This window comes from Streptococcus sp. 17.1, from assembly GCF_016648655.1.
Classification (GTDB): Bacteria; Bacillota; Bacilli; order Lactobacillales; family Streptococcaceae; genus Streptococcus; species Streptococcus salivarius_E.
Genome location: NZ_JACLQM010000008.1, coordinates 1 through 25,454, shown reverse-complemented (window position 1 = coordinate 25,454; position 25,454 = coordinate 1). Strand labels below are relative to the sequence as shown.

At 40.1% G+C, this 25,454-nt stretch carries 10 protein-coding genes and 1 pseudogene; 2 read left to right on the top strand and 9 right to left on the bottom strand.

Annotated elements, in window-relative coordinates:
• The first annotated feature begins 199 nt into the window (after nucleotides 1–199).
• Nucleotides 200–3,703 carry a KxYKxGKxW signal peptide domain-containing protein gene (locus H7T99_RS06175; protein ID WP_037602255.1) on the top strand — a complete coding sequence of 1,168 codons (3,504 nt, stop codon included), beginning with the start codon at nucleotides 200–202 and terminating at the stop codon, nucleotides 3,701–3,703.
• 239 nt (nucleotides 3,704–3,942) lie between these two features.
• Here the strand turns inward: H7T99_RS06175 and H7T99_RS06170 are convergent, their stop codons facing one another.
• The 9 genes and pseudogenes from H7T99_RS06170 to H7T99_RS06130 form a co-directional block, all read right to left on the bottom strand.
• Nucleotides 3,943–4,263: a hypothetical protein gene (locus tag H7T99_RS06170; RefSeq protein WP_037602257.1), complete on the bottom strand. Its 321-nt coding sequence runs from the start codon at nucleotides 4,261–4,263 to the stop codon at nucleotides 3,943–3,945.
• 133 nt (nucleotides 4,264–4,396) lie between these two features.
• Nucleotides 4,397–6,412, bottom strand: a complete 2,016-nt coding sequence (locus H7T99_RS06165) for a M13 family metallopeptidase (protein ID WP_014632902.1) — start codon at nucleotides 6,410–6,412, stop codon at nucleotides 4,397–4,399.
• A 246-nt stretch (nucleotides 6,413–6,658) separates the two neighbouring features.
• A complete protein-coding gene (locus tag H7T99_RS06160; RefSeq protein WP_037602259.1) occupies nucleotides 6,659–6,985 on the bottom strand; it encodes a bacteriocin immunity protein in 327 nt (108 codons plus the stop codon).
• A gap of 200 nt (nucleotides 6,986–7,185) precedes the next feature.
• The gene (locus H7T99_RS06155; protein ID WP_037602261.1) at nucleotides 7,186–7,773 is read right to left on the bottom strand and encodes a DUF1648 domain-containing protein; all 588 of its coding nucleotides are present in this window, start codon (nucleotides 7,771–7,773) and stop codon (nucleotides 7,186–7,188) included.
• Nucleotides 7,763–8,038: an autorepressor SdpR family transcription factor gene (locus H7T99_RS06150; RefSeq protein ID WP_037602264.1), complete on the bottom strand. Its 276-nt coding sequence runs from the start codon at nucleotides 8,036–8,038 to the stop codon at nucleotides 7,763–7,765. Before H7T99_RS06150 ends, H7T99_RS06155 begins: the two co-directional genes overlap by 11 nt.
• Nucleotides 8,025–8,762: a YhfC family glutamic-type intramembrane protease gene (locus tag H7T99_RS06145; protein ID WP_037602266.1), complete on the bottom strand. Its 738-nt coding sequence runs from the start codon at nucleotides 8,760–8,762 to the stop codon at nucleotides 8,025–8,027. Before H7T99_RS06145 ends, H7T99_RS06150 begins: the two co-directional genes overlap by 14 nt.
• Nucleotides 8,763–8,992: 230 nt before the next feature.
• The gene (locus tag H7T99_RS06140; RefSeq protein WP_037602268.1) at nucleotides 8,993–13,732 is read right to left on the bottom strand and encodes a glycoside hydrolase family 70 protein; all 4,740 of its coding nucleotides are present in this window, start codon (nucleotides 13,730–13,732) and stop codon (nucleotides 8,993–8,995) included.
• Between the two features lie 776 nt (nucleotides 13,733–14,508).
• Nucleotides 14,509–16,494: a KxYKxGKxW signal peptide domain-containing protein gene (locus H7T99_RS06135; protein ID WP_037602274.1), complete on the bottom strand. Its 1,986-nt coding sequence runs from the start codon at nucleotides 16,492–16,494 to the stop codon at nucleotides 14,509–14,511.
• 479 nt (nucleotides 16,495–16,973) lie between these two features.
• Nucleotides 16,974–21,707: pseudogene (locus H7T99_RS06130) on the bottom strand (glycoside hydrolase family 70 protein).
• Between the two features lie 1,015 nt (nucleotides 21,708–22,722).
• Here H7T99_RS06130 and H7T99_RS06125 point away from each other — a divergent pair.
• Nucleotides 22,723–25,454, top strand: a 2,732-nt coding sequence (locus tag H7T99_RS06125; protein ID WP_129852324.1) for a KxYKxGKxW signal peptide domain-containing protein, incomplete at its 3' end; no start/stop codon positions are given.

The window sequence follows — 25,454 nt, the reverse complement described above, 5'->3', positions numbered from 1 at the left end:
ATACTATCAGTTTTGTTTAGAGTAGAGTTGGAAAGAGTTTATACAAAAAATAAAAACGCTTACACAATTCTTTGATTTTATTGAAATGTGATGATAAACTTGATATGTAAGCAATAGAACTATAATATTAACTTAATTTTACTCATGAGTTAACCATATCCTTGCTAACATTGTTCAGTTTAATGAAAGGAGCATTATCATGGAAAAGAAAGTATACTTTAAACTTCACAAAGTAAAAAAGCAATGGGTAACCATTGCAGTAACTGGTCTAGCTCTAGGACTTAGTTTTGCAAACTTGGGCTATGTGTCCGCAGCTGAACAGACTCACCCCACCTCAGAACCAACTGTTGAAAACAGCATCCAAGAAAACGCAATTGATGTCGTAAGCTCGTCAACTAATGAAGTTATTACTAAACCAGAAGAAAACAAATCTTTCGACGCCCCCAATACAAGAGAAAACATCACTGAAGCTACTTCTACTGAATCTGACCTAAGTACCACTGAAGCAACTGTTCCAGAAACAAGTACTTCTGAAATTAACTCTCAACAAGCTTTTCGTTCGGAAGTCTCTACTGTTACTAGCAGTGAAGTCGTAAGCTCTGAAACATCACATTCTGAAACAAATACAGCCCATGAAGTAGAAGAAAGTCCTGTAATATCCGGCGGTCATTACACTAGCGATGATCAGGGCAGCTGGTACTATATTAAGGATGGGAAAGCACTTACTGGTATGCAAAATATTGATAATGTGAATGTCTACTTCGATGCCGATGGTAAGCAAGTCAAAGGAGACACCCGTCACGTTAATGGATCAACATATCACTTTGAGAAAGATAGTGGACAACTTACCCGTAATGCTTTTGCATCTGATAAGAATGGAAATTGGTACTATTTAGGCCACGATGGGAAAGCACTTACTGGTAGCCAAGTTATTGACAATATTCCACTCTACTTTTACCCTAATGGTGTTCAAGCTAAAGATGCCTTTGTCGTACTAGATGGAAATTCCTATTATTTTCAAAAAGATACTGGCCAATTGGTTCGTGACCGTTTTTGGTCGGATGACGACGGCAACTGGTACTATAGTGATAAAGAAGGGAAACTTCTAACAGGCGAACAGACTATAGATGGCTTCGACATGTATTTCTACCCAGACGGTGTTCAGGCCAAGGGTGAAATCGTTACAATAGGTATCGAACCCTATTACTTCGATAAGGATAGTGGTCATAAGGTCATAAATACCGACATTACTATCAATGGAAAAACTTACCACGCAGAAGCTAATGGACTTTTGATTGAAACTGAACAGAAACTTCCTCAACGTCCACTTGTTTCTGGTGGCCATTTCCAAGAAGATTCCTCAGGCAACTGGTACTATTACACCGCAACAGGAGAGAAACTAAAAGGATGGCAAAATGTAGATGGAGTAACTCTTTACTTTGACAAAGAAGGTCGTCAAGCGAAAAATGGGGAAAGAATCATTGACGGCTCCCATTACTATTTTAGTCACTATTCAGGTGCTGTAAAAACCAACTATTGGCATACTTGGTCTATTGAAATCAGAAGACAGGAACCATTTGCTAAAACGTATAACGAATATTATGGTTCTGATGGTCGACGTTACTATGGATGGCATCGAGTTGGCGATCAACTTTATTATTTTGATTATAAGGGTCGAGTTGAAAATGATCTTACTATCTTCAAAGGACAAAACTACCTCTTTGATAATCATGGAAAATTGGTAAAAGATGCCTTTTATATTCAGTCATTACGTGTCTTTGTTGGAACTTTAAATACTAGCTATCGCTCCAATAAATTTGGCCAAGTACTAACCGGAGAACATCATATTAATGGTGATGACTACTATTTTTCAAATTCTGGTTCACCAGTCACTGGTATAGTCAATAAAGGAGGCAAGGACTATTACTATTTTGAAGGCAAACTTCTAAAAAACTATCTCGGACCTTTACTCGGACGTCAGGAACTGGATTATGATGCATACTACTCTGGCATCGTAGGTACAGATAAGGATGGAATTCTACTTACTGGTGTTAGCACTGCAAATAATGGTAAACTCTATTATTTTGAAAATATCTATTTTGATAATAGCAATATCCCCAAAATGTTTACAGTTACAACACCTACTTGGAAAACGATTGATGATAAGCTATACCACTTAGAGCCTAGCATAAACAGAACTTACAAGAATGGTGGAAGAAGTTATACCCATACCGTCAGGGAAGAAGTAGACATTATTGACCACGGAGTACGAACAAAGACCGATAAGATTAAACGTATTATTCGTGATAATTATAGTAATCTATACTATCTTGATGAAAACAATGATTTCTACATCGGACATCTACTTCCAGAAAACACAGATTTAACTAAGATTGAAGAAACTGTAATTCAAAGTGATAATAAATTCTATGCTTTCAATAGAACAAGTTCGCTTTCCGAAACTTCCCCTCTCACAGTTTCCAAGACCTTAGTTTACAATAAAAAAGCCTACCTCATTGATGATAAAGGAGTAGCGACCGAAACTAAACTAACAAATCGTTTCGAACACGATGATGCATGGAATTGGTACTACTTTGATAACGAGGGAAAAGCTGTCACCGGACTCCATTCAATAGATAATGTCACTCTATACTTTGATAAAGAGGGCAAACAAGCTAAGGGAAGACTTGTCGAAATTGACGGTCAAACACATTATTTCGATAGAGACAGCGGAGCTATGTGGACTAACCGAACACTTGAACTTAATGGTATTCGTTATATCATTGACCAAAATGGTTATGTAACTATGAATAAACCTGGACAATTTATTCAAGATAAAGATGGTGATTGGGCTTATATTAAAGAAAATGGACAGGTAGCCACTGGACTTCAGATTATTAATCATCAAAAATACTACTTTGATCCAACTGGAAAACAAGCCAAAGGAAAACGACTTTTGCTTGATGGAAAGTACTATTTCTTCGATGAAGATACTGGTGCTATGTTCGTAAATAAATTCCATGAAACAGGCGATTACTTTTCTAAAAAATATACTTATTTTGGCGAGGATGGAAGCCAGATATTTGGTTGGGCAACTATTGACGGTAAACGTGTTTATTTTAAAGAAGATGGCTACCAAGTTCGAAATGATAGACACAAGATAGGTGATTTCGATTATTTCTTCAAAAAAGACGGTAGTATGCTTTCTAATGATATTGACGGCAACTACAAGTACTATTATGCTGATAAAGACGGTCATCTACAGTTCGGATGGGTTACTCATAATAATGAAACCTACTACATTAGCCCACCATGGGGAGCTGAAAACCGAACATATCTAAAAACTATCAATGAAAAGACCTATCTTTTTGGCCCTAAAGGACGACTTCTAAGGAATACAGCTACAGACACCTCGACCTCTTGGAATGGTTTCTGTATCTCTGATGAAAATGGAGTTGTAAAAACAGGTGTCATTCGGTTAGAAGATAATAGACTTTATTATTTCAACCCTGAAATTTATATGACTACTCCTTTTAGTGGCGAATGGGCAGAGTTTGATGGTAAACTTTATCATTTTGAAATGCCGATATCAGTTAGTCCATACTCAAAAGGTTCTCCAATTACCACTAACACTACGCTTGAAAAAGATGGAAAAACCTATATTATTGACGAAAATGGCGTAGCTACAGAGAAAAAGGATTAACATCAAACTAACAACTGTAAGCATTTGAAAAATACCTCATTTTTGCCAAAATGTATTCAAAAACACCAGAAATCAATTTTTCTGGTGTTTTCTTTTTATTTTCTAAAACATAGTAAAGCTACCTGACAGAATCTCTTTCATCAATCTACTTCAAATCAAAATATTCCTTAACATCTTTAGCATAGCCATACTGCTGGTTTAAACGCTCGATTAAGTCTTTGTTATGCCCTGGATAATTGTCATTTCTCACCATCACCCTCATACAAAGATTCCACCAAACGTTCAAAGGGTTCTATATGCTCCCAATACTCAAAAGGAAGATTTGAAATCTTACTTAAATCATTATCATCAAAATGATACACGAGATGGCGTAGTATTTGATTTTCAATATAATGGATATCTCTCAGCTCCTCGAGACTGATTGTATCCAGTTCTATGATGTAGTGACACAAATCATCAAGTGCCTTTACGTCAAATTGTTTCTCCTCGTGTAGGAAGTAGAGAAAGCTCTGATTCTCACCTCTTTTATTATCTTCTATCAGATTCCTTTTATGCTTCATTCTTGAATCCTTTCCTTAATAGCACCATTATAACACTAGAAAATGATTCCCCAAAACGACAACATAAAAAGAGAACCTGGGATGTTTCCATTCCAAATTCTCTTCTTGTTGATTTACAAAATAGCAACACATCTTACCACAAACTAATGCGTTTGCTTGGTGCCAAGTACATGTCATCCCCTTCTTTGATTTGAGGGTAGGTCTCATAGAACTCAGGAAGGTTTTTAAGTTGTTGGTTAACACGTAGCTCATTTGGTGCGTGGACGTCTTGCACCATGGTATATTTGTTGTACTGTAGGCTAGCCTTTTGTTTCCAGATATCTGCGTAGTTCTCAAAGTAATCCTTGAGGTTAGGTTTTGTCATATCTGTTTTGAGAACTTGTAGTGTGGATGAGAGACCACCAGCATCTGCGACATTCTCAGTGACTGTGAGTTTTCCATTTACCTTAGTCCCGTAAATTTCCAAACCATTCCACTGGTCTTCAAAGGCTTTGATCCTCTTGTCGAAAGCTTTAGTATCTGCTTTTGTCCACCAGTTATGCATGTCACCATTCTCATCATAATCGGCTCCATTGGAGTCAAAGGCATGGGTAATTTCATGTCCAATCACGACACCGATACCACCATAGTTCTTTTCAGTACTTTGGTTTTTGTCATAAAACGGAGCTTGCAAAATACCAGCCGGGAAGTTGATACTGTTACTTTCTGGGTTGTAATAGGCATTGATATCAAAAGCAGAACCAGACCATTTATTCTTATCAATAGGATCATCAAAATGATCAATGGTATAACGTTTTCCGAACTGGGCAATATCTTCTGACAGTTCAAAGAAGGACTTGTTAGGGTCAAGATGTAGTTCCTTAGTACCAGGATCGACATCTTCCTGATAACCTACGAAAACCTTCATTTTATCCAACTTTTCGATGGCCTTGTTGCGTGTACCTTCCGTCAACCAATTATTCTTTTGGAGACGGCCACGATAGACATTTTTGATTTTATCAATCATGCCTGTCACATCAGTCTTGGCTTCCTCACCAAAGTATTTACGTCCATAATAGACACTCATGACATCACTAAACAGATGGACACTCATCTCGTAAACCGTATCTTCCTTAGAAACTGGCTTCTGTGTACCCATAATAGCCATGCTAATCGATGCAAAATTCAAACGGTAATCTTCTGTCAAAGAATTTGACGCTGCCATAGCTTCTTGCACCAAGATCCATGATTTGATTTTAGAAAAATTATCCTGATTAACGACCTTACTATAATTCTCAAAATACTTGGTATTAGGGACATTGATGGTTTCTAAATCACGTCCCATAATGCCTTTAATGACATCATATAATTTGAAGGAACCAGAGTAGGCATTAATCTCTTCTGCTGTTTTAGGGTGAACCAAATTCTTACTTTCAGACATCTCTTCGTTACTGAGACTGTACTTAGCAATGATTTCGTCGAACTCCAGTGCTTCTTTGACAATCCGTTTACTATTTTTTTCGCTATATCCAAGCATTTCCAAGGCTTTTTGCGTGGCTGTTTCAATTGGAGTCAAATATTGTTTCTTGCTGGCCTCGTCTTTATAAATAGACACATCTGGCAATAAGATACTTGGGGGACTCAATTGGATTTGTTTTTGGCTGGTATTCTCTGCGTTAGTTCCTACGTCATAACCAAATGGAAGAGGAATCCCTTTATCAGTCAAGCTAGCAGATTTACTGGCCAAATCATTCAGATCCTTGATATCCTCAATTTCTTTTAGATAAGGTTTGAGAGGTTCAAGGCCATCTTTCTCACGCTGCTTGTAATCACTAGCAGCCTTGTAGAAGGTGATAAACTCAGACATTCCTGTAATATCCGACGTTTCCTTGCCCTCCCCTAAATTTTTGATATCCTTCTTTAGCTTTCCTTTGATATCTTCATCTAAAGTATAAAAATTATCAATGCTTGGAGAATCAGCAGGAATTTTGGTTTTTAGAAGCCAGTCCTTGTTAACAGCTTGGTAAAAATTTGAGGCTACCGTAGCATTCTTGTCAATCGGCGTTTCTTGTGGAACAAAGGTTTTATAAGCCCAAAAACCACCTCCTGCAAGAGCCAAGGCCAAAGCTCCCGTTATGGAACCAAGAATAATTTTCTTACGCTTTTTCATAGATACTCCTTAGAAAATTAGATTAATATACTTGTATTATATCATTAGAACACTTATTTTAGCAAGCTGTTTTTGGGAGACAAAAAGAAGTAATCAGACGATTACTTCTTTTTATTTTCTTAAATAGCGAAAATTAGGTATTATGACACTCAAGATAAGAACAATAAAAGATCAACTAAATCCAACTTAATGGGTTTAGTTGATCTTTTTTGTCATTTTACTAATCATCACAAGCAGATAAATCATTTAAAAAGACAAACTGCCGAGTGATGTTAATCCTCTTGCTAGATTAAAGTTACGCTCTGATTTTTCTTGGAATTCTGTGAGCGTCTTACTCAAGTCACTCACTCCAGAACTCAGTGATTTGCCTTTAGAAAGATTGCGGACTGCTAGAACTTGAATAGCTCTACATAATTCTGCTAGAAGTTCATCATTATCCTTCTTCCCAACTTCTATTTCATTTTTAAACTTGACAAGCAACTCTCTCTCATTTTCAGTTGTTTCTGGATTTACAATCAGATTATAGATATTGTTTAAGATATCCGTAATTTGCGTGTTATTGCTTTTTGTCATCTAGATTACCTCCTATAACCTGTAGCAAGATTAGGTCGAGCAAGTGAATTAAATTGGTTAATTTTTGTATTGTCATGAGCACCGACCTCCTTTAATAGTTCGCTGTGACATCATTATACACATCTAGCATATCAAATTCAAGAGCAAAAATATCTTTCTGTCACGAATGCACGAACGGACAAAAAGAAGTAATCAGTCGATTACTTTCTTAAACTGCGAAAATTGGGTAACAAGATACTCAAGATTAGAACTACAAAAACACCTAAAATAATAATTGTAGTATAGGGATTAAAGTATAGGCTGATTAACAAGGCAAGACTCATTGCAACCATTAGATAACCTAACTTTCTCGCTACTGAGTTACTGCTCTCACTGTGATTTTTAGTAGCTAGACCAATACTTTTAGGAAGATAATTTCCTATTACTAGAAAAATGAGTGCCACTAACCAAATGACAGTCAATCGAACTTGGACATGCCCGCCCATGGCAACAGTCAATACGAGACCTTGAATGATAACTGCAGAAATCGGAATAAGCCATAACATAAACTCTTTCAAGAATGAAATGGTTATTTGTTTAAAATATGAAAATAAGAGATTATAAATGGCAAGAGCAATAAAAGGAAGGACAACTATTGCTAGATTGCGATTCATAAAACCATTGGCTTGTTCTTCCACATTAAAGTGGATAGCCACCCGATTTGGGAGTTGCTGGTAAAGGGCTAAGCCGACAATAACCGGTGTGAGTATTACTAGATTGCCAATGACTCTTTGCATATTATTTTTCATCTTCTTTTCCTCCAAGTGATTGAATCCAAGTTAAAATTTCTTCAAAAACGGTCAAGTTCAAACTATAGTAGATAAAATTCTTCTGCTTTTCTTCTTCAATAAGTCCCGCTTTTCTCAAGGTAGACAAATGATGGGAAACTGTTGCGGGAGCTAAGGCAAACTGCTGGCTGATTTCACCAGCGGACTTTGGTCCAGACTTTAGATAGTCTAAAATTTCTCTCCTCACAGGGGCAGAGATGGCTTTTAAGGTTTCAGATAAGCCCATGAGTTCCCTCCTTTCTCCAAATCCGACGTGTCAGAAGTCCAATACCTAACACATAAATAGCTAAAATAAGTTCGATTAGTAAGAGATTGCTGACTAGCCCTAGTTGATAAGCACCTGCCAAAAAATCAATGGCAGCGTGGAGTATAATCGCCCAGAAATAGAATGAAAGCTTATGCTTAGTGACTGCTAGAAAATCCCAAGCTGTAAGCAAGACTTGTAACACCAAGGCAACTAATCTTTCAAAGAGAGACATAACCACAGCAAAGCCCGTTAAATGGTTGACCTGACTCACAAGAAGTGAAGGTAACTGACCGGCCTGCCCTGAATGGATGGCCTGTAAAACAATGATGTTAGTGAGTAAGCCCATCACTCCAAGGAAGATAAATTCACTAAGTCCATGTCCAAAACCGTAGGCAACAATATCAGATGTCATCAACCTTCTTTTCTTAGCAAGGACCTTAAACACCACATAGCGTGTTGTTTCTTCGACAAGGCCAGCCATAAGTCCTCCATAAATAATGGTCAACCATTTAGAAGAGTGAGCAAGACCAGAAACAGCCACAGCATTGATAGGTCCTTCAATCATCATGACAGGTAAGGCAAAACCAATCAGACCTACTAAAAAGAGCTTGATTGAAAATTGCCATTTTTTCTTCAGAACGATAAAACTTATGATGGCGATAACTAACATGGCAAGAATTGTCATAAAAAGGAATGTTTCCATTTGATTTATCCTTTCCTTGATACGGAGCATCAGTACGACTTAAGTCATAATACCTATTTCTATACTTTTCGAAATAGATTCTACGCTTTTCTGAAAGCACTGTCAATAGTATTTCGAAGAAAATCGAAATAGGAGTACAAAAAAAGACCGTTTTCACGATCTTTCTTCTTGAGAATTTTCCCTCATTCTCGGCTGTGTGTTCTCTAGTCAGTCACATGGGCTACTACTGCTTATCTTCCTGGGACATATTCGCCAGTGTTAGCATCGTAGTAACGGCGTTGGCCGTTGACTGTGACGTAGGCGCCTTTAACTTGGCGACCTGATTGGTCAAAGTAAAGGTGTTGGCCATTGATGACTTGTTCGCCTGTTACGGCATAGCCATCAGCTCCGAAATAAGCCCAGACGTTAGGCTCGATTTGAGCGAAGCGGTTGGTTACAGGTTGGCCATCGTTTTCGTCATAGTACTTGTAACGACTACCGACCTTAACAGCTTTGCCCTTGTATTGGATACCATTTTGGTCAAAGTAGTATTCCTTGCCATTGATAGTCCACTTGCCTTTAAGGGCTTGGCCATCAGTATTGAAGTAAGACCATTGGTTTGGTGCAATCTCAGCAAAGCTGCTTGTTACAAGAGCTCCACTGTGGGCATCATAGTAATAAGTCTTACCATCTTCGACAATGGTTTTACCCTTAACTTGGATACCATTTTTATCAAAGTACTTAAGGTATCCATGATCAGCACGAACTTGGCCGATAGCCAGTGAACCATCGTGTTTGAAGTACATCCACTGGTCATCACCTACTTGGAGATAGCGTCCGCTAGCAAGAATACCTGATTCTGGCTCATAATAATATTTGATGCCATTTTCTTCGATAATTTCACCCTTAGCTTGGCTACCATCTTCCTTGAAGTAATAAAGGTGACCATCAATGTATTGACGTCCTGTAACACGGTTACCTTCTTTATCAAAGTAATTCCAAGCCTTAGTTGCTGGATTATAGACAAAGATGCTGCGTCCGATTTCGCCTGCTGGTGTGATGTAGCGAGCCTTACCATTTTCAAAGATAATAGAATCTGCACGATTGCTGTAGGCCGTACCGACGCTACCATCTTGGTTAAAGTAATAAGTCTTACCATCAATGACACGTGAACCAGTCACAGTATTACCGTCAGCGTCAAAGTAATAACGTTTACCTGTGCTGCTGTCTGTCGCAAAGACGTTACGTCCCATATCACCAGTTTCAGCAACATAGTAATGCAATTTGCCATCATCTGTACGGACAATGCGATCCTTAGCCTGAATACCAGTTTCACGGTCAAAGTAGAAATGGTGGCCACTCCAATGAAGGTTACCTACTACCATTGTTCCTTGAGTCGTAAAGGCACGAACCTGCTTATGTTTGTCATCAAAATCAACGAAGGCATTCTTAACCATGGCACCGTCTAGACCGTAATAGTAGGTATAGCCGTTGCTAGCACGACGAAGGGCGTTACGCAATTGGATACCATTGTCAAAGAAATAGTAATCCTTGTTATTGATGTTTCGAGCACCCTTGGTCATCTTACCGTCACCACCGAAGTAATACCAGTTACCGTTACCATCTTGAACAAATTCATTCTTAACGGTTTGGTTATCACGAAGGAAGTAAACGTCTTGTCCACGACGTTGGAAGACTTGAGTGCTTGTGATGGCACCTGTGTCACGAAGTGGTGTTGGCAAGAGTTGGCCGTTGGCTGAGGTATTAAAGTACTGGTTGGTCTTGTCATCACGAAGGACATAGTTGATACCTCGTCCAAGGATATTGGTTCCATTGAAGTACTTAGCAGACCATTTGGTAATCTTTTCATTCGTAGGCAACTGCTTACCATTTGAGATTTGCACACGGTTGAAAATAGATGGGTACTTAGCTTTAAGCTCATCAAGGAAGGCACCACCATATTTACCTTGATAGTCTGTACCATCTGTACGGGTATTTGCCACATAGGCTTGGTCCACAATTTGATAACCTTGTTGGTGATAACCGTAGCCGTTAACACGTGTGGCATTAACTACTTCTTTTCCTGGAAGGTTATAAATTTGGTCTGGCACCCAGTCAGCAATGGCTTGAATACCATCTTTGTGGAGGGCACGAAGGACATTAAGGAGGTCCTCAAGTGAGCCATACTTGTTATTTTGACTCAAGGCCATGTCATAACGGTCATCAAAGGCATAACCATTGTCAATTGTTGAATCAAGGAAGGTACCATCCTTACTTGAAACGTACTGTGGTGGAAGTCCAACAGACGTAACACCCCAAGCTTTGAGCAAATTAGTGTTCTTAGCCAAGACACGGTTCATGTAGAGTTCTGGCTGATTGTCCGCAAAAGCTTGGAAGTTTGAGAAGGCTTCATACATAACTTGCGAATCAAGGGCTGCTGAAGACTTGTAAACTTGACCATCGCTATTGGCACGGTTACTTGGCTGTGTACGTGCGTCTTGGTTAGCCTTAGCTCCGACTGGTACCCAGACACCGAGATAACCTGAGACTTGGACATTTTCAACACCAAAAACATCGTTGGCGTTGAAGGTCAAGTTCCCATTCCAGTCGGTACGTTTAAGAAGGTTTTTAGGCACATCAGAATCGTTGAGGTAGGTTGCTAGACCATCCTTAGTCGTCAAAAGTAATGGGCGATAAAGCTGATTACGGTGAGCTCTACCCATATTCATCGTTACAGTTTCATTACTACCCAATCGGAAATCATAGTTGTTGGTCATGATGACACCCATCCCTTGCGTACGGGTTTCAGCAGTTCCCCAATCAGTTCTGTTATTGGCACCTTTACCATAACGAACAGAAGTCAAAAGTCCATCATTTCCGACTTTTTTCACTTCCATGTCTTGACCACCAGCTACATACTTGATACGGGCACGCAAAAGGGTGTCAATGGCATCAAAGTAAGGCGTCTTTTTCGCCATGTAGTGACCATCCTCACGGTAGAGGTCTCCATAATAAACACGTGTTACAGAGTCCTTGTTGGTCAACATGAGGGCATAGACAGATGGCAAGTTGTATGACGCATAAGTCTTGTGAGCCTTATCAATATCCGCATTGTAAATCTCGAAGGCCTTCTTTATTTCATCACGTGTGAAATTGTAACCAAACAGATTTGGGTTGATACGATCACGGATGATACGTTGGATAATGGTTTGCGCTTCCGTATCGTGGGCACGGGTGAAAATATAGTTGGCCATACGTTCACCGTTCTTATCGTTAGCACCTCGTGGATTCAAACTACTATTCATAAAAGCAGTCATGTCCCCAAGCTGCATACGTGTATTTTTATCACGCATCAAAAGGTTGGTAAGAGCATTACGAAGGGCATTATCAATCGGCAGTTGTGCCCCCTTATTGTCCTTGTTGTAATATGGGTCGTTGGCAGACCACGCTTCCAAGTATGACAAGTGTTTGATCGCATTAGCTTCGGACTTGTCAACACCATAGGCTGCTTTGAAGTAATCTGAAGCGATTTGGAGAAGGTCAGCATCCACATTGTCCAAGGCATCGACACGCAAACCGTCAAAGTTAGCAGTTGGGTCATTGGCCATGATACTTCCGATATTCATCATAAAGTGGAGCCAGTTAAGTTGCTCCGCCTGAACAGCTGGGTTTGAGTTATCAATATCGTTGGCAAGCAAGAACTCAAGACCACCGATAGAATTGTCCTTGAAGTACTTACGTGTACCCGTCTGGTTAGTAGGTGTGCGGTTAAGTAGACGATAATCAGAGTTGGCGTAGCTAGTACGGTTACCAGTATCACCCTTACTGTTGTTAAAGAGCAACTGTCCACCTTGCAAGTGGTCGTATGAAATATTTTCAGTGCTACTATTCCAACCTGGCTGAGTCTTGATAAATTGATTAATACTTGTACTCAACCACTTGGTATTGCCTTCACGCGCAATACGCTCTTCAATCTTAGTCTGAACCGCTTTAGCAGCTAGATTTAGACTTTCCTGGCTAGAGTTGGTTGAAAATGATCCCGCACCAAGACCTTGATTTTGCATGTAGTTTAGGTAGTTAACCTGAGTCGATTTGTCAGGCCACCAAACCATCAAGAGTGGACGTTTGTCCGCTTCAGTTGAAGCTGTCCAAGTCTTACCATCCTTGAGAATACTCTTTGGACGGTACCAAGCATCCGCAGTGATGAAGGTGTCGAGTTGGTCCAAAGATTTGTTATCGTTTTTGTAGAGCTGATTTCCAGATGAAAAATCTACGGTCGCCTTGATAGGTTTAGTTGAAAATTCATCCTGTGACTTGGTCGTAAGAGCCCCTGTTTCGGCATCAAAGTAATATGACTTACCATCTTGCTCAAAGACGAAGTTCTTACGCACACTACCGTCACTATTGACATAGTATTGTTTGCCGTTAATCCATTGGATACCAGTCGCTGTATTGGTATTGGCTTCACGAGTTTCTGCCAAGGCACGACGACTACGTGTACGAGCTTCTGTATTTGCCGTATCAGTTGTTGCTGCACGGTCTGTAGTAGCTGTTGCAGTCGCATTATTTGTATCTGTCGTTGTAGCACTCGTATCAACTGCAGCTGCTTGCACATTTGTACTTGGTGCTGCTTGACCTGAGTTAGTATCAACTGTCGCTGTGTTTGCAGCAGGTGCCGCTGCCCTATCTGTAACATCGGTTGTCGTGCTAGTCGCATCTGCGACAGGAATAGCCACGCTCGCAGTATTAGCATCTGCTGAGATAGTTGGTGCTACTGTAGTTGCTGCATCATTAGTTGTAGCTGGCGTTTCTTGAAGCAGATTCTGACTGCTATCACCCGACTGATTCGCAGGATTTTGCTCATCGGCCTGAACCTGTTGATCCGCCAACAAAGTTCCACCAGCAACAGTAACCATTGAGAGTGCTGTCACCCCAATAGTCACCCAATTCTTCTTCACTTTATGCATTTTAAAGCGTACTTTTTGTTCCATAATATTTACCTTTTTCCCTTATATTACTTCTATCATAAGCTATTTGACAAGGGAATACAATTACACAACTATAATGTCAGCTTAATGTATCTACCTTCGTTTTCTCAGAAAACGTCCTTTAATAATCTGCCTAATAAATGCCCCTTGTGAACAAATGCACTAAGGATAACATAAAACCAACTAAAATCGTTAGGATTTAGACTTTTTTAGACGATAGAATCATCCTACAATATTAATTTATTTTTAAATAAAAAAACCTTCATTTCTAAGATGAAATAAAGGCTTGGGTTAGAGATATTACCTAGTGAACAAATCAGCTATGGTTTCAATAATGGCATAGAGTAATGGGTATTTTCGTTTTCTGAAGTCTGTTTTATAAAAGTAATAATTCGAAATTAAAAGAAATAATATGACAATGATAATCCAAGCCAAGATAACCATAATTTCTCTCCTTTAAGAAGTCAGTTACACCTAGAGCTTAACGAAGATGGTTCCCCATAACTACCTCTAACTCTTTTTTCCTACATGCAAATATAATACCCATTATAACACGGCTATAGCTCCTCCTTGCGAATATGAGAGGGACAAAATTATTAGGATTTAAGTGTGAAAAAGCATCAGGGTGTACACTGACAGTTTCTCTAAAACAACTCAAAAAAAACCAGCAAACGCTGGTTTTTTCATCTATTTAATCACCTAGAGTTATGATAGGAAAATAATAATAATTTAGATAGGAAAAGGAAAAATTAGCTCTAGATTTTTAAAGTACATAGTAATTAGCGACGCTGTCTCAATTCACCAGTTTTAGCATCGCAGAAGAGGCGTTTGCCACCAACATAAACATAACGTCCTTTCACTTGACGACCTGAACCGTCAAAGTAAAGCTGTTTGCCATTGATGACTTGTTGTCCAGTCACTGCTTGACCTGCTGCGTTGAAGTAATACCAGCAGCCACGTCCAGCTTCGACAAAGCGGTTTACCACTTGCTCACCAGTGTGGGCATCAAAGTAACATTTCTTACCTTGGACAGTGAGCAATTTACCTTTGACTTGAGCACCATTGCTACCAAAGTAGTAAACTTTATTGTTAATATTTTGAAGACCTATCACTTTGTGACCATCTTGGTTAAGGTACGCCCATTGGTTAGCCGCAATTTGAATGAATTGGTTGATGACTGCTTGACCAGTGACAGCGTCATAGTAACGTCCTTCAGCCCAGCCACCTTTTAGCTGACTATGGTCTTTGTTGAAGTAATAGAGTTTACCATCAATCACTTTGGCACCTTGAACGAGGCAACCAAAAGCATCCGCATAATACCAGTTGTTATTTTCAAAGATAAAGCGTGACACAGCCATTTCACCTGTTTGGGCAGAAATGTAGTATTGCTTGTTGCCTTGTTGCATCATCTGACCTTTGATTTGACGGCCTTCTGAGTCAAAGCAGTATTCTTTACCATTGATGATACGTTTTCCTGTCACAGCGTAACCATGTTCATCAAGGTAGTACCAAGCTTGGTTTTCTTTATTTTGAACAAAGGTATTTACAGCCATATTACCAGTATCAGGGATGAAGTAACGGATACGGCCATCTGAGAAGCGAATAAATTTGTCTTTAGCTTGGATACCTGTGTGTGTATCAAAGTAGAAGGTTGTGCTACCCATTTCAAGGAGACCAGTAGCCATGTGACCATAACAATCGAAATAGCGTACATCCTTACGGTAACCTGCAAAATCGTAGAAGCCATTGATAGCCTTCACGCCATTTTTATCATAGTAATAGGTGTAACCATCGCTACCTTTAACAAGTGAGTCACGAGCTTGAAGGCCATTTTCAAGGAAGTAATAAGCCTTACCATCAATAACCTTTTCGCCTTTGACCTTTTGACCATATTGATCGTAATAGTACCATTGATTTTCACCTACACGTACAAATGAAGACTTGGTATTGTTTGAATCAACACTTGGTTTAGTCTCACCTGTGATGATTTGGTAACCTGAGTTATTTTGCTGGTCACCTTGTGAAATGATAGTGACATTAGCATTTGAACCATTCGAATGCCCTACTGATATGTTTGGAAACAGTTTATTTGAATTCGAAACGATAGTAACATTCGGCGTAGTTCCTGAAGCCGTGATGGTGATAGTCGTGTTTCGACCACCATTCCAATGAATGCCGTTTGAGTTAGACGAACTCGTCGTAATTGTCGCAAAACCGCTAGCTGACGATGATGATGACCATGATGATGACGACGAGTAAGAGTACCAAGCTGAACTTGATGAGCTTGAAGAACTTGACGCACTAGCACTTACTGATGCCGAGCTGCTACTTGATTGGTAAGCAGAACCCGTTTGTGATGAATTAGAGTTTTGTGTTCCTACTACTTGAGAAGATTGTGACGAACTGACTTGACCAGCTCCACCACCAACTACAGTCTGAGATGAGCCTCCTGTTGAAACAGATGATGAAGACTCGTAGCCTGTACTCGTTTGACTTGCATAGTTAGATGGCACTGCTGACACATAAGTAGCACCTTCTGTTAAGGTTGGTGAATAGCTTTCATTAATCAATGATGCACTTGACTCAATGCCTGCATCTGTTTGTTCAAAACCATCACCATTAGGAAGTGACACTTCATCTGCTTGTGCCGATTGGTCTGCCAAAAGGGCTCCACCCGCAAGTGCAACCATAGACAGCGTACTAACTCCAATAGTCACCCAGTTTTTCTTGACCTTGTGCAACTTAAACCCAACTTTCTTTTCCATAACATACACCTTTCAATATAACTTTATTTCTCTATTCTATGTTAAGGGATTTTGGAAACGAATACAATTACAGATGCATAACTCTAGTCTCATAAGACTAACCTTATGCCCATAATAGATTTCAAAAAACAAGTCTAAGATACATGGTTAAGCCTTTTATATGTTAGAAATCGTTTCCAAAAAACGTTCAGATTTTTTAAAAAGTACACAGAAATTCCGATGTTTAGCCGTTTTAGCTCTTCCTTCATTAAAGGACTGAGCATAATTTAAAGCTAAAGTAAGCAGTTTATTGAGGAATCTATTAATCAAACTCATTGTTTGCTTACAATCTGCTTGGCATATCAAGAGATAGTAATAAAGAAAAGCACTTGAAACAAAATGTTTCAAGTGCTTAAAAGTGGTGAGACTGGGAAGGTACCTACTGAATTTTAATCCAAAAGCATCTAGGATAGTCCCAAAATCACATTTTCTTCTGCCCCTTATCGTTTTCTGACCCAAGCTCCAGTATTGGCGTCATAGTAACGACGTTGGCCTTTAACCCAAACGTAACGGCCTTTGACCTGACGGCCAGAAGCGTCAAAGTAGAGGTGTTGACCGTTGATGACTTGTTCTCCGGTTACAGCTTGGCCTGAGGCGTTAAAGTAATACCAAACACCGCGAGAAACTTGGATAAAGCGATTGGTTACGGCTTCACCACTATTGGCATCAAAGTAGTATTTCTTGCCTCTGTATGTCAGAAGTTTCCCTTTAGCTTGGACACCGTTACCTTCAAAGTAGTAAAGTTTACCATTAATATGTTGAAGACCAACTACCTTTTGACCATTTTGGTTGAGGTAAGCCCATTTGTTGGCACCAACTTGGACAAAGCGGTTGGTTACGGCCTGACCTGAGTCACCATCATAGTAACGGCCGTTGGCCCAGGCACCCTTGACTTGACTATAATCATTGTTGAAATAATAGTGATTACCGTTGATGACCTGAGCACCTTTAACCAGTTTACCATTGCCATCGACATAGTACCACTTGTTGTTTTCCGTCACAAAGCGTGAGCGAGCAATTTCACCGCTATCACCATCAAGGAAGTAACGTTGGTTATTGATTGTGACAAAGTGTCCCTTAACCTGACGGCCTTCATTGTCAAAGTAATACTGCTTACCGTTAATGGTTTGGAGTCCTGTCACGGCATAACCGTTGCTATCGAGGTAATACCAAGCCTTGTTCTCAGGATTTTGCGCAAATCGGTTGACTGCGAGATTTCCTGTATCTGGGATGAAGTAACGCGTGCGTCCGTCCGCAAAACGGATGAACTTGTCTTTGGCTTGAATACCAGTCTTTTCATCGAAATAGAAGGTTGTGCCATACATGTCGTGGAGGCCACGATACATTTGACCGTTGCCATCAAAATAGCGAACATCTTGGCGAGGACCTGCAAAGTCGTAGAATCCGTTAAAGGCCTGAACCCCTTTAGGATCGTAGTAATAGACGTGACCATCACTGCCTTGGCGAAGGACATGACGTAGCTGGAGACCATTGTCTAGGAAGAAATATTTCTTACCATCAATGACCTATTCACCTGTGACCATGTTACCGTTCTTATCAAAGTAATACCACTGGTTGGCACCGATTTGAATGAAGGTATTCTTGGCAAGGTAACCACTCGTTGAGAGGTATTGGACCTTATCTCCCACCCTACGGAAACCAGTTGCTGTGATTTCAGTCATTTGTTTTGGAAGGAAGGTTTGACCTGCTTTAAGGCTGAAGTATTGGTTTGTGGCGTTGTCTTGCAAGACATAACGTGCTCCAGTACCTTGGATATTGCTTCCATTGAAATACTTGGCTGACCATTGCGTGATTTTCTCATTGGTTGTCAATTTACGGCCATTTGAAATCTGCACGCGCTCAAAGATAGCTGGGTATTTAGCCTTCAATTCATCAAGGAAGACACCACCATACTTCCCTTGGAAGTCATTTCCAAAGGTGCGTGTTTTAGCTGCATAGAGACTATTGTAGATTTCGGCATTTGGACGTGGTGTGCCGTAGCTGTTGGTACGTGAGGCTGTTACCACTTCTTTTCCAGGAAGGTTGTAAATTTGGTCTGGAACCCAGTCAGCAATGGCTGAGATACCTTCTGAGTGAAGGGCACGAAGGGCATCCATGAGGTCTTTGAGCGAACCGTATTTGTTGTTCTTACTCATGGCAATATCGTAGCGGTCCTCGAAGGCATAGCCATTTTCAATGATAGAATCCAAGAAAGTGCCGTCTTGGCTAGACACGTATTGTGGCGCAAATTCAAAGGAAGTGATTCCCCACTCTTTGAAGAGTTTGGCATTTTGAGCAATAACACGGTTGGTATACTGACTTGGTGTCTTAACGAAATCTTGGAAGTTTGAGAAACCTTCGTAAATGACTTGTGAGTCAAGAGCTGCTGATGATTCAAAGACCTGCTCACCCTTCTTGGTCGTCGAAGCCTTGGTGCGGGCATCTTGGTTTTCAGAAGCACCAACTGGCACCCAAACTGCCAAATAACCTGAAACTTCAACGGTTGAATGACCAGTAATATCGTCTGCTGTGAAGGTTAAGTTCCCTTGATTGTCCGTATAGCGAACCAATCCAGCTGGCACATCAGAATCCTTGAGATAGGTCGCAAGTCCTGTCGATTTGCTGAGAAGCAATGGACGGTAAGCCTGATTTTTGTGGGCAGCTCCCATATTGACCACCAAACGGTCATTTGTTCCCAACTTCATATCTGGACGGTTGGCTGTAAGGACGAGCATTCCTTGGTTGCGTGTTTCGGCAGTACCAAGCTGGTTGGCTTCTTCTGCTCCTTTACCATAACGCACAGATGACATGATTTCATAGCCATTAAGCTTAGTAACCTTCATGTCTTGACCACCTGCTACATATTTGATGCGAGCACGGAGCAAGGCATCGATGGCATTATAGTATGGTGATTTTTCAGCCATGTATTGGCCATCGTCGGTAAAGAGGTCCCCGTAGTAAACACGAGTGATACTATCCTTGTTGGTCAACATTGTGGCATAGGCAGCTGGGATATTGTACTGGGTGTACTTTTTATCAGCCTTGCGCATGTCCGCATTGTAGATTTCAAAAGCCTGTTTGAGCTCATCCATAGTAAAGGTGAAACCATCTGTTTTTGGATTAATCTGCTTGCTGATGATATTAGCCAAAACAGCTTGCACTTCACTATCATGGGCACGCACAAAAATATAATTGGCATCACGTGGCGTGTGTTTCTGCTCACTTGAACGATTGTTAAGAGAGTTAGTAATGACACGTTCCAAGCTGCCACGGTAATTGCTCTTACGCAAGAAAGTTGTCAAAAGTGTTTCACGTAGTGGATTGTCAATGGATAACTGAGCACCCTTGGTATCCTTGTTGTATTGATGGTCGTTGTAAGACCAAGCTTCAAGAATCGACAAGTGGGCAATAGCGTTGGCTTCATTGTCTGCGACACGGTATTTTTCCTTGAAGTAGTCAGAAGCAATCTGCAAGAGGTCCGCATCCACATTGTCCACCGCATCGATACGAACACCGTCAAAGTTGGCACTTGAATCATTGCCAAGGATAGAACCAATGTTCATGATGTAGTGGAGCCAGTTTAGTTGCTCAGCCTGAACAGCTGGGTTAGAGTTGTCGATATCGTTAGCCAAGAGCAACTCGTAGCCACCATTTGAACGGTCAATATGATATTTGCGTGTCCCCGTTTGGTTAGTCGGTGTGCGATTCATGAGGCGGAAATCTGAATTGGCATGACTTGTCGCACTATTATTTAGGAAGGTCAGTGCTCCTCCTTGCAGGTGATCTTTACCAACTAAGAGATTGTCCTCACTCTCAGAGTTCCAGCCAGGCTGTGTTTTGATGAAATCTGACATCAACTGGCGAAGCCAAGTGGTATTGCCCTCACGACCAATACGTTCCTCAATTCCTCGTTGCACCGTTTCGGCAGAAGCTGCCAAGTCATAGCTCATCATGTCGGTCGTATAGGTCTTATTACCAAACCCTTGTTGACTCATATAGTTGAGGTAGTTGACTTGTGTCACCTTGTCTGGCCACCAAGTCATCAAAAGGGGACGATAATCTTTCTCAGTTGAAGCTGTCCAATTTTTCCCGTCCTTCAAGATCTGTTTTGGACGATACCAGCTATCAGCCGTCAAGAAATTGTCCAAGTGTTCAAAACTCTTGCTTGACGTATCGTAGGCCTGGTTATAAACCGCATAGATAGAGTTATTTGGAATGGCATCGGCACGATACAAAGGTTTACTTTGATCTACCATCGCCCCAGTCTCATCGAAATAATAAAGACGACCATCAAGTTCAATCGCTGTGTTCTTTTTCACAACGCCATTTTCAACATAATACTGCTTGCCATCAATCGTCTTCAAGTTAGTAGCTACTGGTTTATAGTCAAGACTTGGCTGACTTGGTTGGACTGGCTTGTTAGGTTGAGACGGCTGACTTGGTTGAATAGGTTTGTTTGGTTGATTTGGCTGCGTTACAATGGTCACATTTGGTCTTGTGCCATTTGGACTTGTCACCGTTACGTTTGGCTTAGGAGTGTTTGGCCCTGTGATAATGGTTACATTTGGTGTCGTACCGCTGGCCGTAATCGTAATGTTAGTGTTGCGGTTAGCATTGATACGAATAGTGCTGTCAGCAGCGCGTGTGGCGATTGCTGGTGCAGCATTGGTCAAGACTCTAGGTCTTGCTTGTTCTGTCACACTTGGAGTAGACTGAGCACTTGTTTGCACAGCTACTTGAGTTGATGTCTGACCTTGTGAGGCCTGTTCCGTAGTCTGTGTCTCTTGGGCACTAGCTTGAGTTTGCGAAGAAACTGCCACTTCTTGATCGATAACTTGACTGCTTTGTGCTTGAGCAGTTGCCTCTTGAGCGACCGCACTTGTCGTCGCCTGAGAGCTTGTTTCGTGACTTACGCTGGCTGTTGCTACTGCTGCCACACTTGCTTGAGCACTAGCTTGCTCAGTAACAGTTGTTGTCGTCACTAGACTGGCAGTACCATCCTCACTCAGTTGCTGCAAGCCGTCACCATTAGGTGCGCTCGTCTCATCGGCTTCTACTTTTCCTTGAGCTAGGAGGCTTCCACCCGCCAAGGCAACCATTGAGAGGGTAGTCACCCCGATAGTTACCCAGTTTTTCTTAACCTTATGTAGTTTAAAACGTACCTTATTTTCCATCTATAACAATCATCCTTTTTTTCTATTGTTTTCTCTACTCTATGATATATTCAGACAAATTACAAATAGGAAAAAGTCATCTTATTTTCATGAATCTCTGCCGGACGCTTCCTATTATTAACTTTGATTTGTAAAAATGAGACCTTACACCATATGTAAGGTCCTAAATAGAGTTTTTTTGCTTCTCAAACTCCTTCAAGTGCTTATCTTCAAAGGCTTTTGAAGATTAAAGCAAGCTTCAATTAACCTTAAGAGATAGCAAAACTATGAGAGAAGCAGCCCCTAAAAAGACAATTCTGAAAAGAAAATTTTAGATAGAAAGACTCTATTTTTTCATCTGACTAAGATCGTGGTCTGTCTATGAGGAACAAAAATTAAAAATATAAATGATTTACACAGGTGAATTCTTATTTGACTAACGAAACTAAATATAGAATCTTTTATGTCAGTTCTTTAACATTTTTGATAATTCCGTTAGTTTCTGTTGTTTATTCTTAAAAAAGGATTATAATGAAGCTAGGTGAATATGTAAGCGTTTTAATTTTGCTTTAAAGGACACTTGGGGGATTATCTAAAAGATTGACATTAGTTACCTAATGCCTAAATAAGGATTATAGTAGGATAACCATTCCTGAGTCACTTTGAACCATCAAACTAGGGCTCATAAAAAGAATACAGCATCATTTCAAACTAGAGCTCTAGAGGGGACGCCTCATACTAGTAAGCTCTAGTTTTTTGTGTCTTAGAAGCCCAAAATAAACGAGATCTTCCATGCTTAGAAAGGAGGAAAATTCCGAACGGCTCTCGTTTTTCTAGAATCATTTCGTCAGGACTCATGTTTGCCTCGAACAGTCTCGTAATATAGAAATTGAGGAGGCTTGGAGAAATAAGGATTGTCACAAAAAGATTAACTTACATCGTTAGGGACTCCTCCCCAATGCTCACTTTTCATAAACTCTCATGACAGCCCTTATTTTGCAGTATGTAAAAAGTTTAAAATGAAAGGAGAATTACCATGGAAAAGAAAGTACATTTTAAACTTCACAAAGTTAAAAAACATTGGGTAACTATTGCAGTGACAGGACTTGCTTTGGGATTGAGTTTTGCAGGACTCAGCTACGCTTCAGCTGAAGAACAACCTACACCTGTTAATGAAGCAACTGTTGAAGCCATCATCAAAGAAGGCGCTATTGACGTTGAGGCTCCAGCAAGTAATGAAGCCACAACTAAACCTGTAGAAAACACAGCTGCTACCGCTTCGAGCGAGGTTGCCACTGTGTCAGAAACACCAGTGGTCACCTCTGAAGGGGCTTCAACAGAAACAGTCTCTGAAAAACCAAGCTCTGAAGTCACAAGCACAGCTAGTTCGGAAGCAGCTAATTCTGAAACTACACATTCTGAGGTAAGTGCAACGACTAGTGAGAGTGTTACAACTGAGAATTCGTCACCAACAACTAGTGATACTGATACCCCTAATTCTCAAGTTCCCTCTGCTGAAAATAATATCACTGGCGGTCACTACTACAGTGATAAACAGGGGAATTGGTACTATGAAGATGCTAATGGGAAAAAACTTACTGGAGACCAAACGATTGATAACGTAAGAGTCTCCTTCTGGGAGGACGGAAAACAAATTAAAGGACCACAAATCGTAAATTACAAACTATACCGTTATTTTGATGATAATACTGGTCAACTACAAACCAAACGTTATCTAGAATATAAGGGAAACTGGTACTATGTTGACAAGGATGGTATTCCTCTCAAGGGGGAACAAACCATTGATAGGCAAGAAGTTTATTTTGATTATGACGGAACTCAAGTCAAAGGAGACTTTAGTGAAAAGTATTCTGGTAATCTTGATAAGATGCACTATTATGACCCTAACACCGGAGCTAGAGTTAGAAAAGAAGGTCTCGTTCAAGATAAAGAAGGAAGAACCTTTTTTATCAATAATGACGGTTCTAAATATACAGGAACTCGTATGATTGATGGTAATCTTTATTATTTCGAAATCAACTCTGGTGTCATGCAAAAAGGAATCAGCATAGAGCTAGAAGATGGAAAGACTCTTCCAACTTCTAATAAATATGGAACGCCCACAAACATTACCCGTCGTTACTATTTTGACTCAGAAACCGGTCAGTTAGTCAAAAAACAAACAATTAAAGAACATGATAAATGGTACTACTACGGTGATGATGGAAATGCTATTCGTCCTAAAGATGGGGAAACCCTTATTAATGGACAAATCGTCTATCTCTACTCAAACGGCCGTCAAGCTAAAGGAGAACTTGTTCTTGATAATGGGGTCCTCCGTTACTATGATCCTGATTCTGGAGCTCGTGTTGTAAATACAAGCCTAACGATCAATGGGATGACTTATAACTTTGATGAAAATGGAATTGGTAAAGATGCTCCAAACCCTAACGGCTACTATAGCGATGAACAGGGTAACTGGTATTATAAGAATGCAAGCGGAGAAAACCTTATCGGTTCCCAAATCATTAAGGGACAAAGAGTATTCTTCCGGGATAATGGACAACAAGTCAAAGGGGCCTATTTAGATATATATAATGACCTTAAAGGTTACTACGATATCAATACAGGAAATCTCGTAACCAATCGTTACGTTGAAGTTAATGGTAATTGGTACTATGTTAATAAATACGGTAGCCCACTAAAAGGGGCCTACATTATTGATGGACAAGATGTTATGTTCGATCCCCATGATGGTAAACAGATTAAAGGAGGATTTGTAAGAGATCCGAAGTTTATCTCCAAATATTATTACATGCCTAAGTACTACTATGATAAAGACAATGGTTGCAAAGTAACCCATGCAGGCTTTGTTAATGAAAATGATTCAACCTACTACCTTGATGATAAAGGACAAATAGTTCTTGGGCTTCAGGAAATTAATGGCGATTTCTATTACTTCCGTCCAGAAAATACGTATAAACACTATGACATTGGAGAAATGTTACGAGATCGTTTTATCTATGAAAATAATAAGGTCTATTATGTTGATCATAGTGGTAAAATCTTGAAAAATCGCTTTTTCGAACGTAATGGAACTGGAACTTGGTATTATTTTACAAAAGATGGTACAGCTGCAACAGGAGAAGTTGAAATTAATGGTCAAAAACTATACTTTGATAATCCTTGGGGTTTTCAGACCAAAGGAAGGGTTGCTCAAAACGGTAAATTCTATGACAAAGATTCTGGTGAACTAGTGACCAATACTTTTAAAGAAGTATTGACTTCCGTTGGTAGTACCATAAATGGCGAAATTTTATATGCAAAGGACTGGTATTACCTTGATAGGGAAGGCCGACCACTAAAAGGACCTCAAACACTTGATTATGTCAAAATGTACTTCTTCCCTAATGGAGCACAGGTTAAGGGACGTTTTGCTCCTGATGGACACTACTATGATAAGGATACTGGTGCACTTGTAACAAACCGTTACGTCCATATCTATAACTGGAAATTTCAAGATAAATACGGTAATCCTGTCGATAACTTTTTTATCAAGTACCCACATAATTTTATTTTTGGTCTCAATGATAACACAATACCAGTAGACATTAGTCACTACCCACTTTCAAGCAAAGACTTCGATTGTGAGGACTATTTCTACTACGTTGATGTCAATGGTGATAAAGTTACCGGTGAACAAACCATTGACAATGTCCCAGTCTACTTCCACAGTAACGGTAAACAAGCCAAAGGTGAACTAGTCAC

What these genes read in the sequence shown, in the direction of transcription:
- H7T99_RS06155 (WP_037602261.1), bottom strand. Translation starts at nt 7,773, where the DNA reads ATGAAAAATAATATGCAAAGAGTCATTGGCAATCTAGTAATACTCACA.
- H7T99_RS06170 (WP_037602257.1), bottom strand. Translation starts at nt 4,263, where the DNA reads ATGAAGCATAAAAGGAATCTGATAGAAGATAATAAAAGAGGTGAGAAT.
- H7T99_RS06145 (WP_037602266.1), bottom strand. Translation starts at nt 8,762, where the DNA reads ATGGAAACATTCCTTTTTATGACAATTCTTGCCATGTTAGTTATCGCC.
- H7T99_RS06165 (WP_014632902.1), bottom strand. Translation starts at nt 6,412, where the DNA reads ATGAAAAAGCGTAAGAAAATTATTCTTGGTTCCATAACGGGAGCTTTG.
- H7T99_RS06135 (WP_037602274.1), bottom strand. Translation starts at nt 16,494, where the DNA reads ATGGAAAAGAAAGTTGGGTTTAAGTTGCACAAGGTCAAGAAAAACTGG.
- H7T99_RS06160 (WP_037602259.1), bottom strand. Translation starts at nt 6,985, where the DNA reads ATGACAAAAAGCAATAACACGCAAATTACGGATATCTTAAACAATATC.
- H7T99_RS06175 (WP_037602255.1), top strand. Translation starts at nt 200, where the DNA reads ATGGAAAAGAAAGTATACTTTAAACTTCACAAAGTAAAAAAGCAATGG.
- H7T99_RS06150 (WP_037602264.1), bottom strand. Translation starts at nt 8,038, where the DNA reads ATGGGCTTATCTGAAACCTTAAAAGCCATCTCTGCCCCTGTGAGGAGA.
- H7T99_RS06140 (WP_037602268.1), bottom strand. Translation starts at nt 13,732, where the DNA reads ATGGAACAAAAAGTACGCTTTAAAATGCATAAAGTGAAGAAGAATTGG.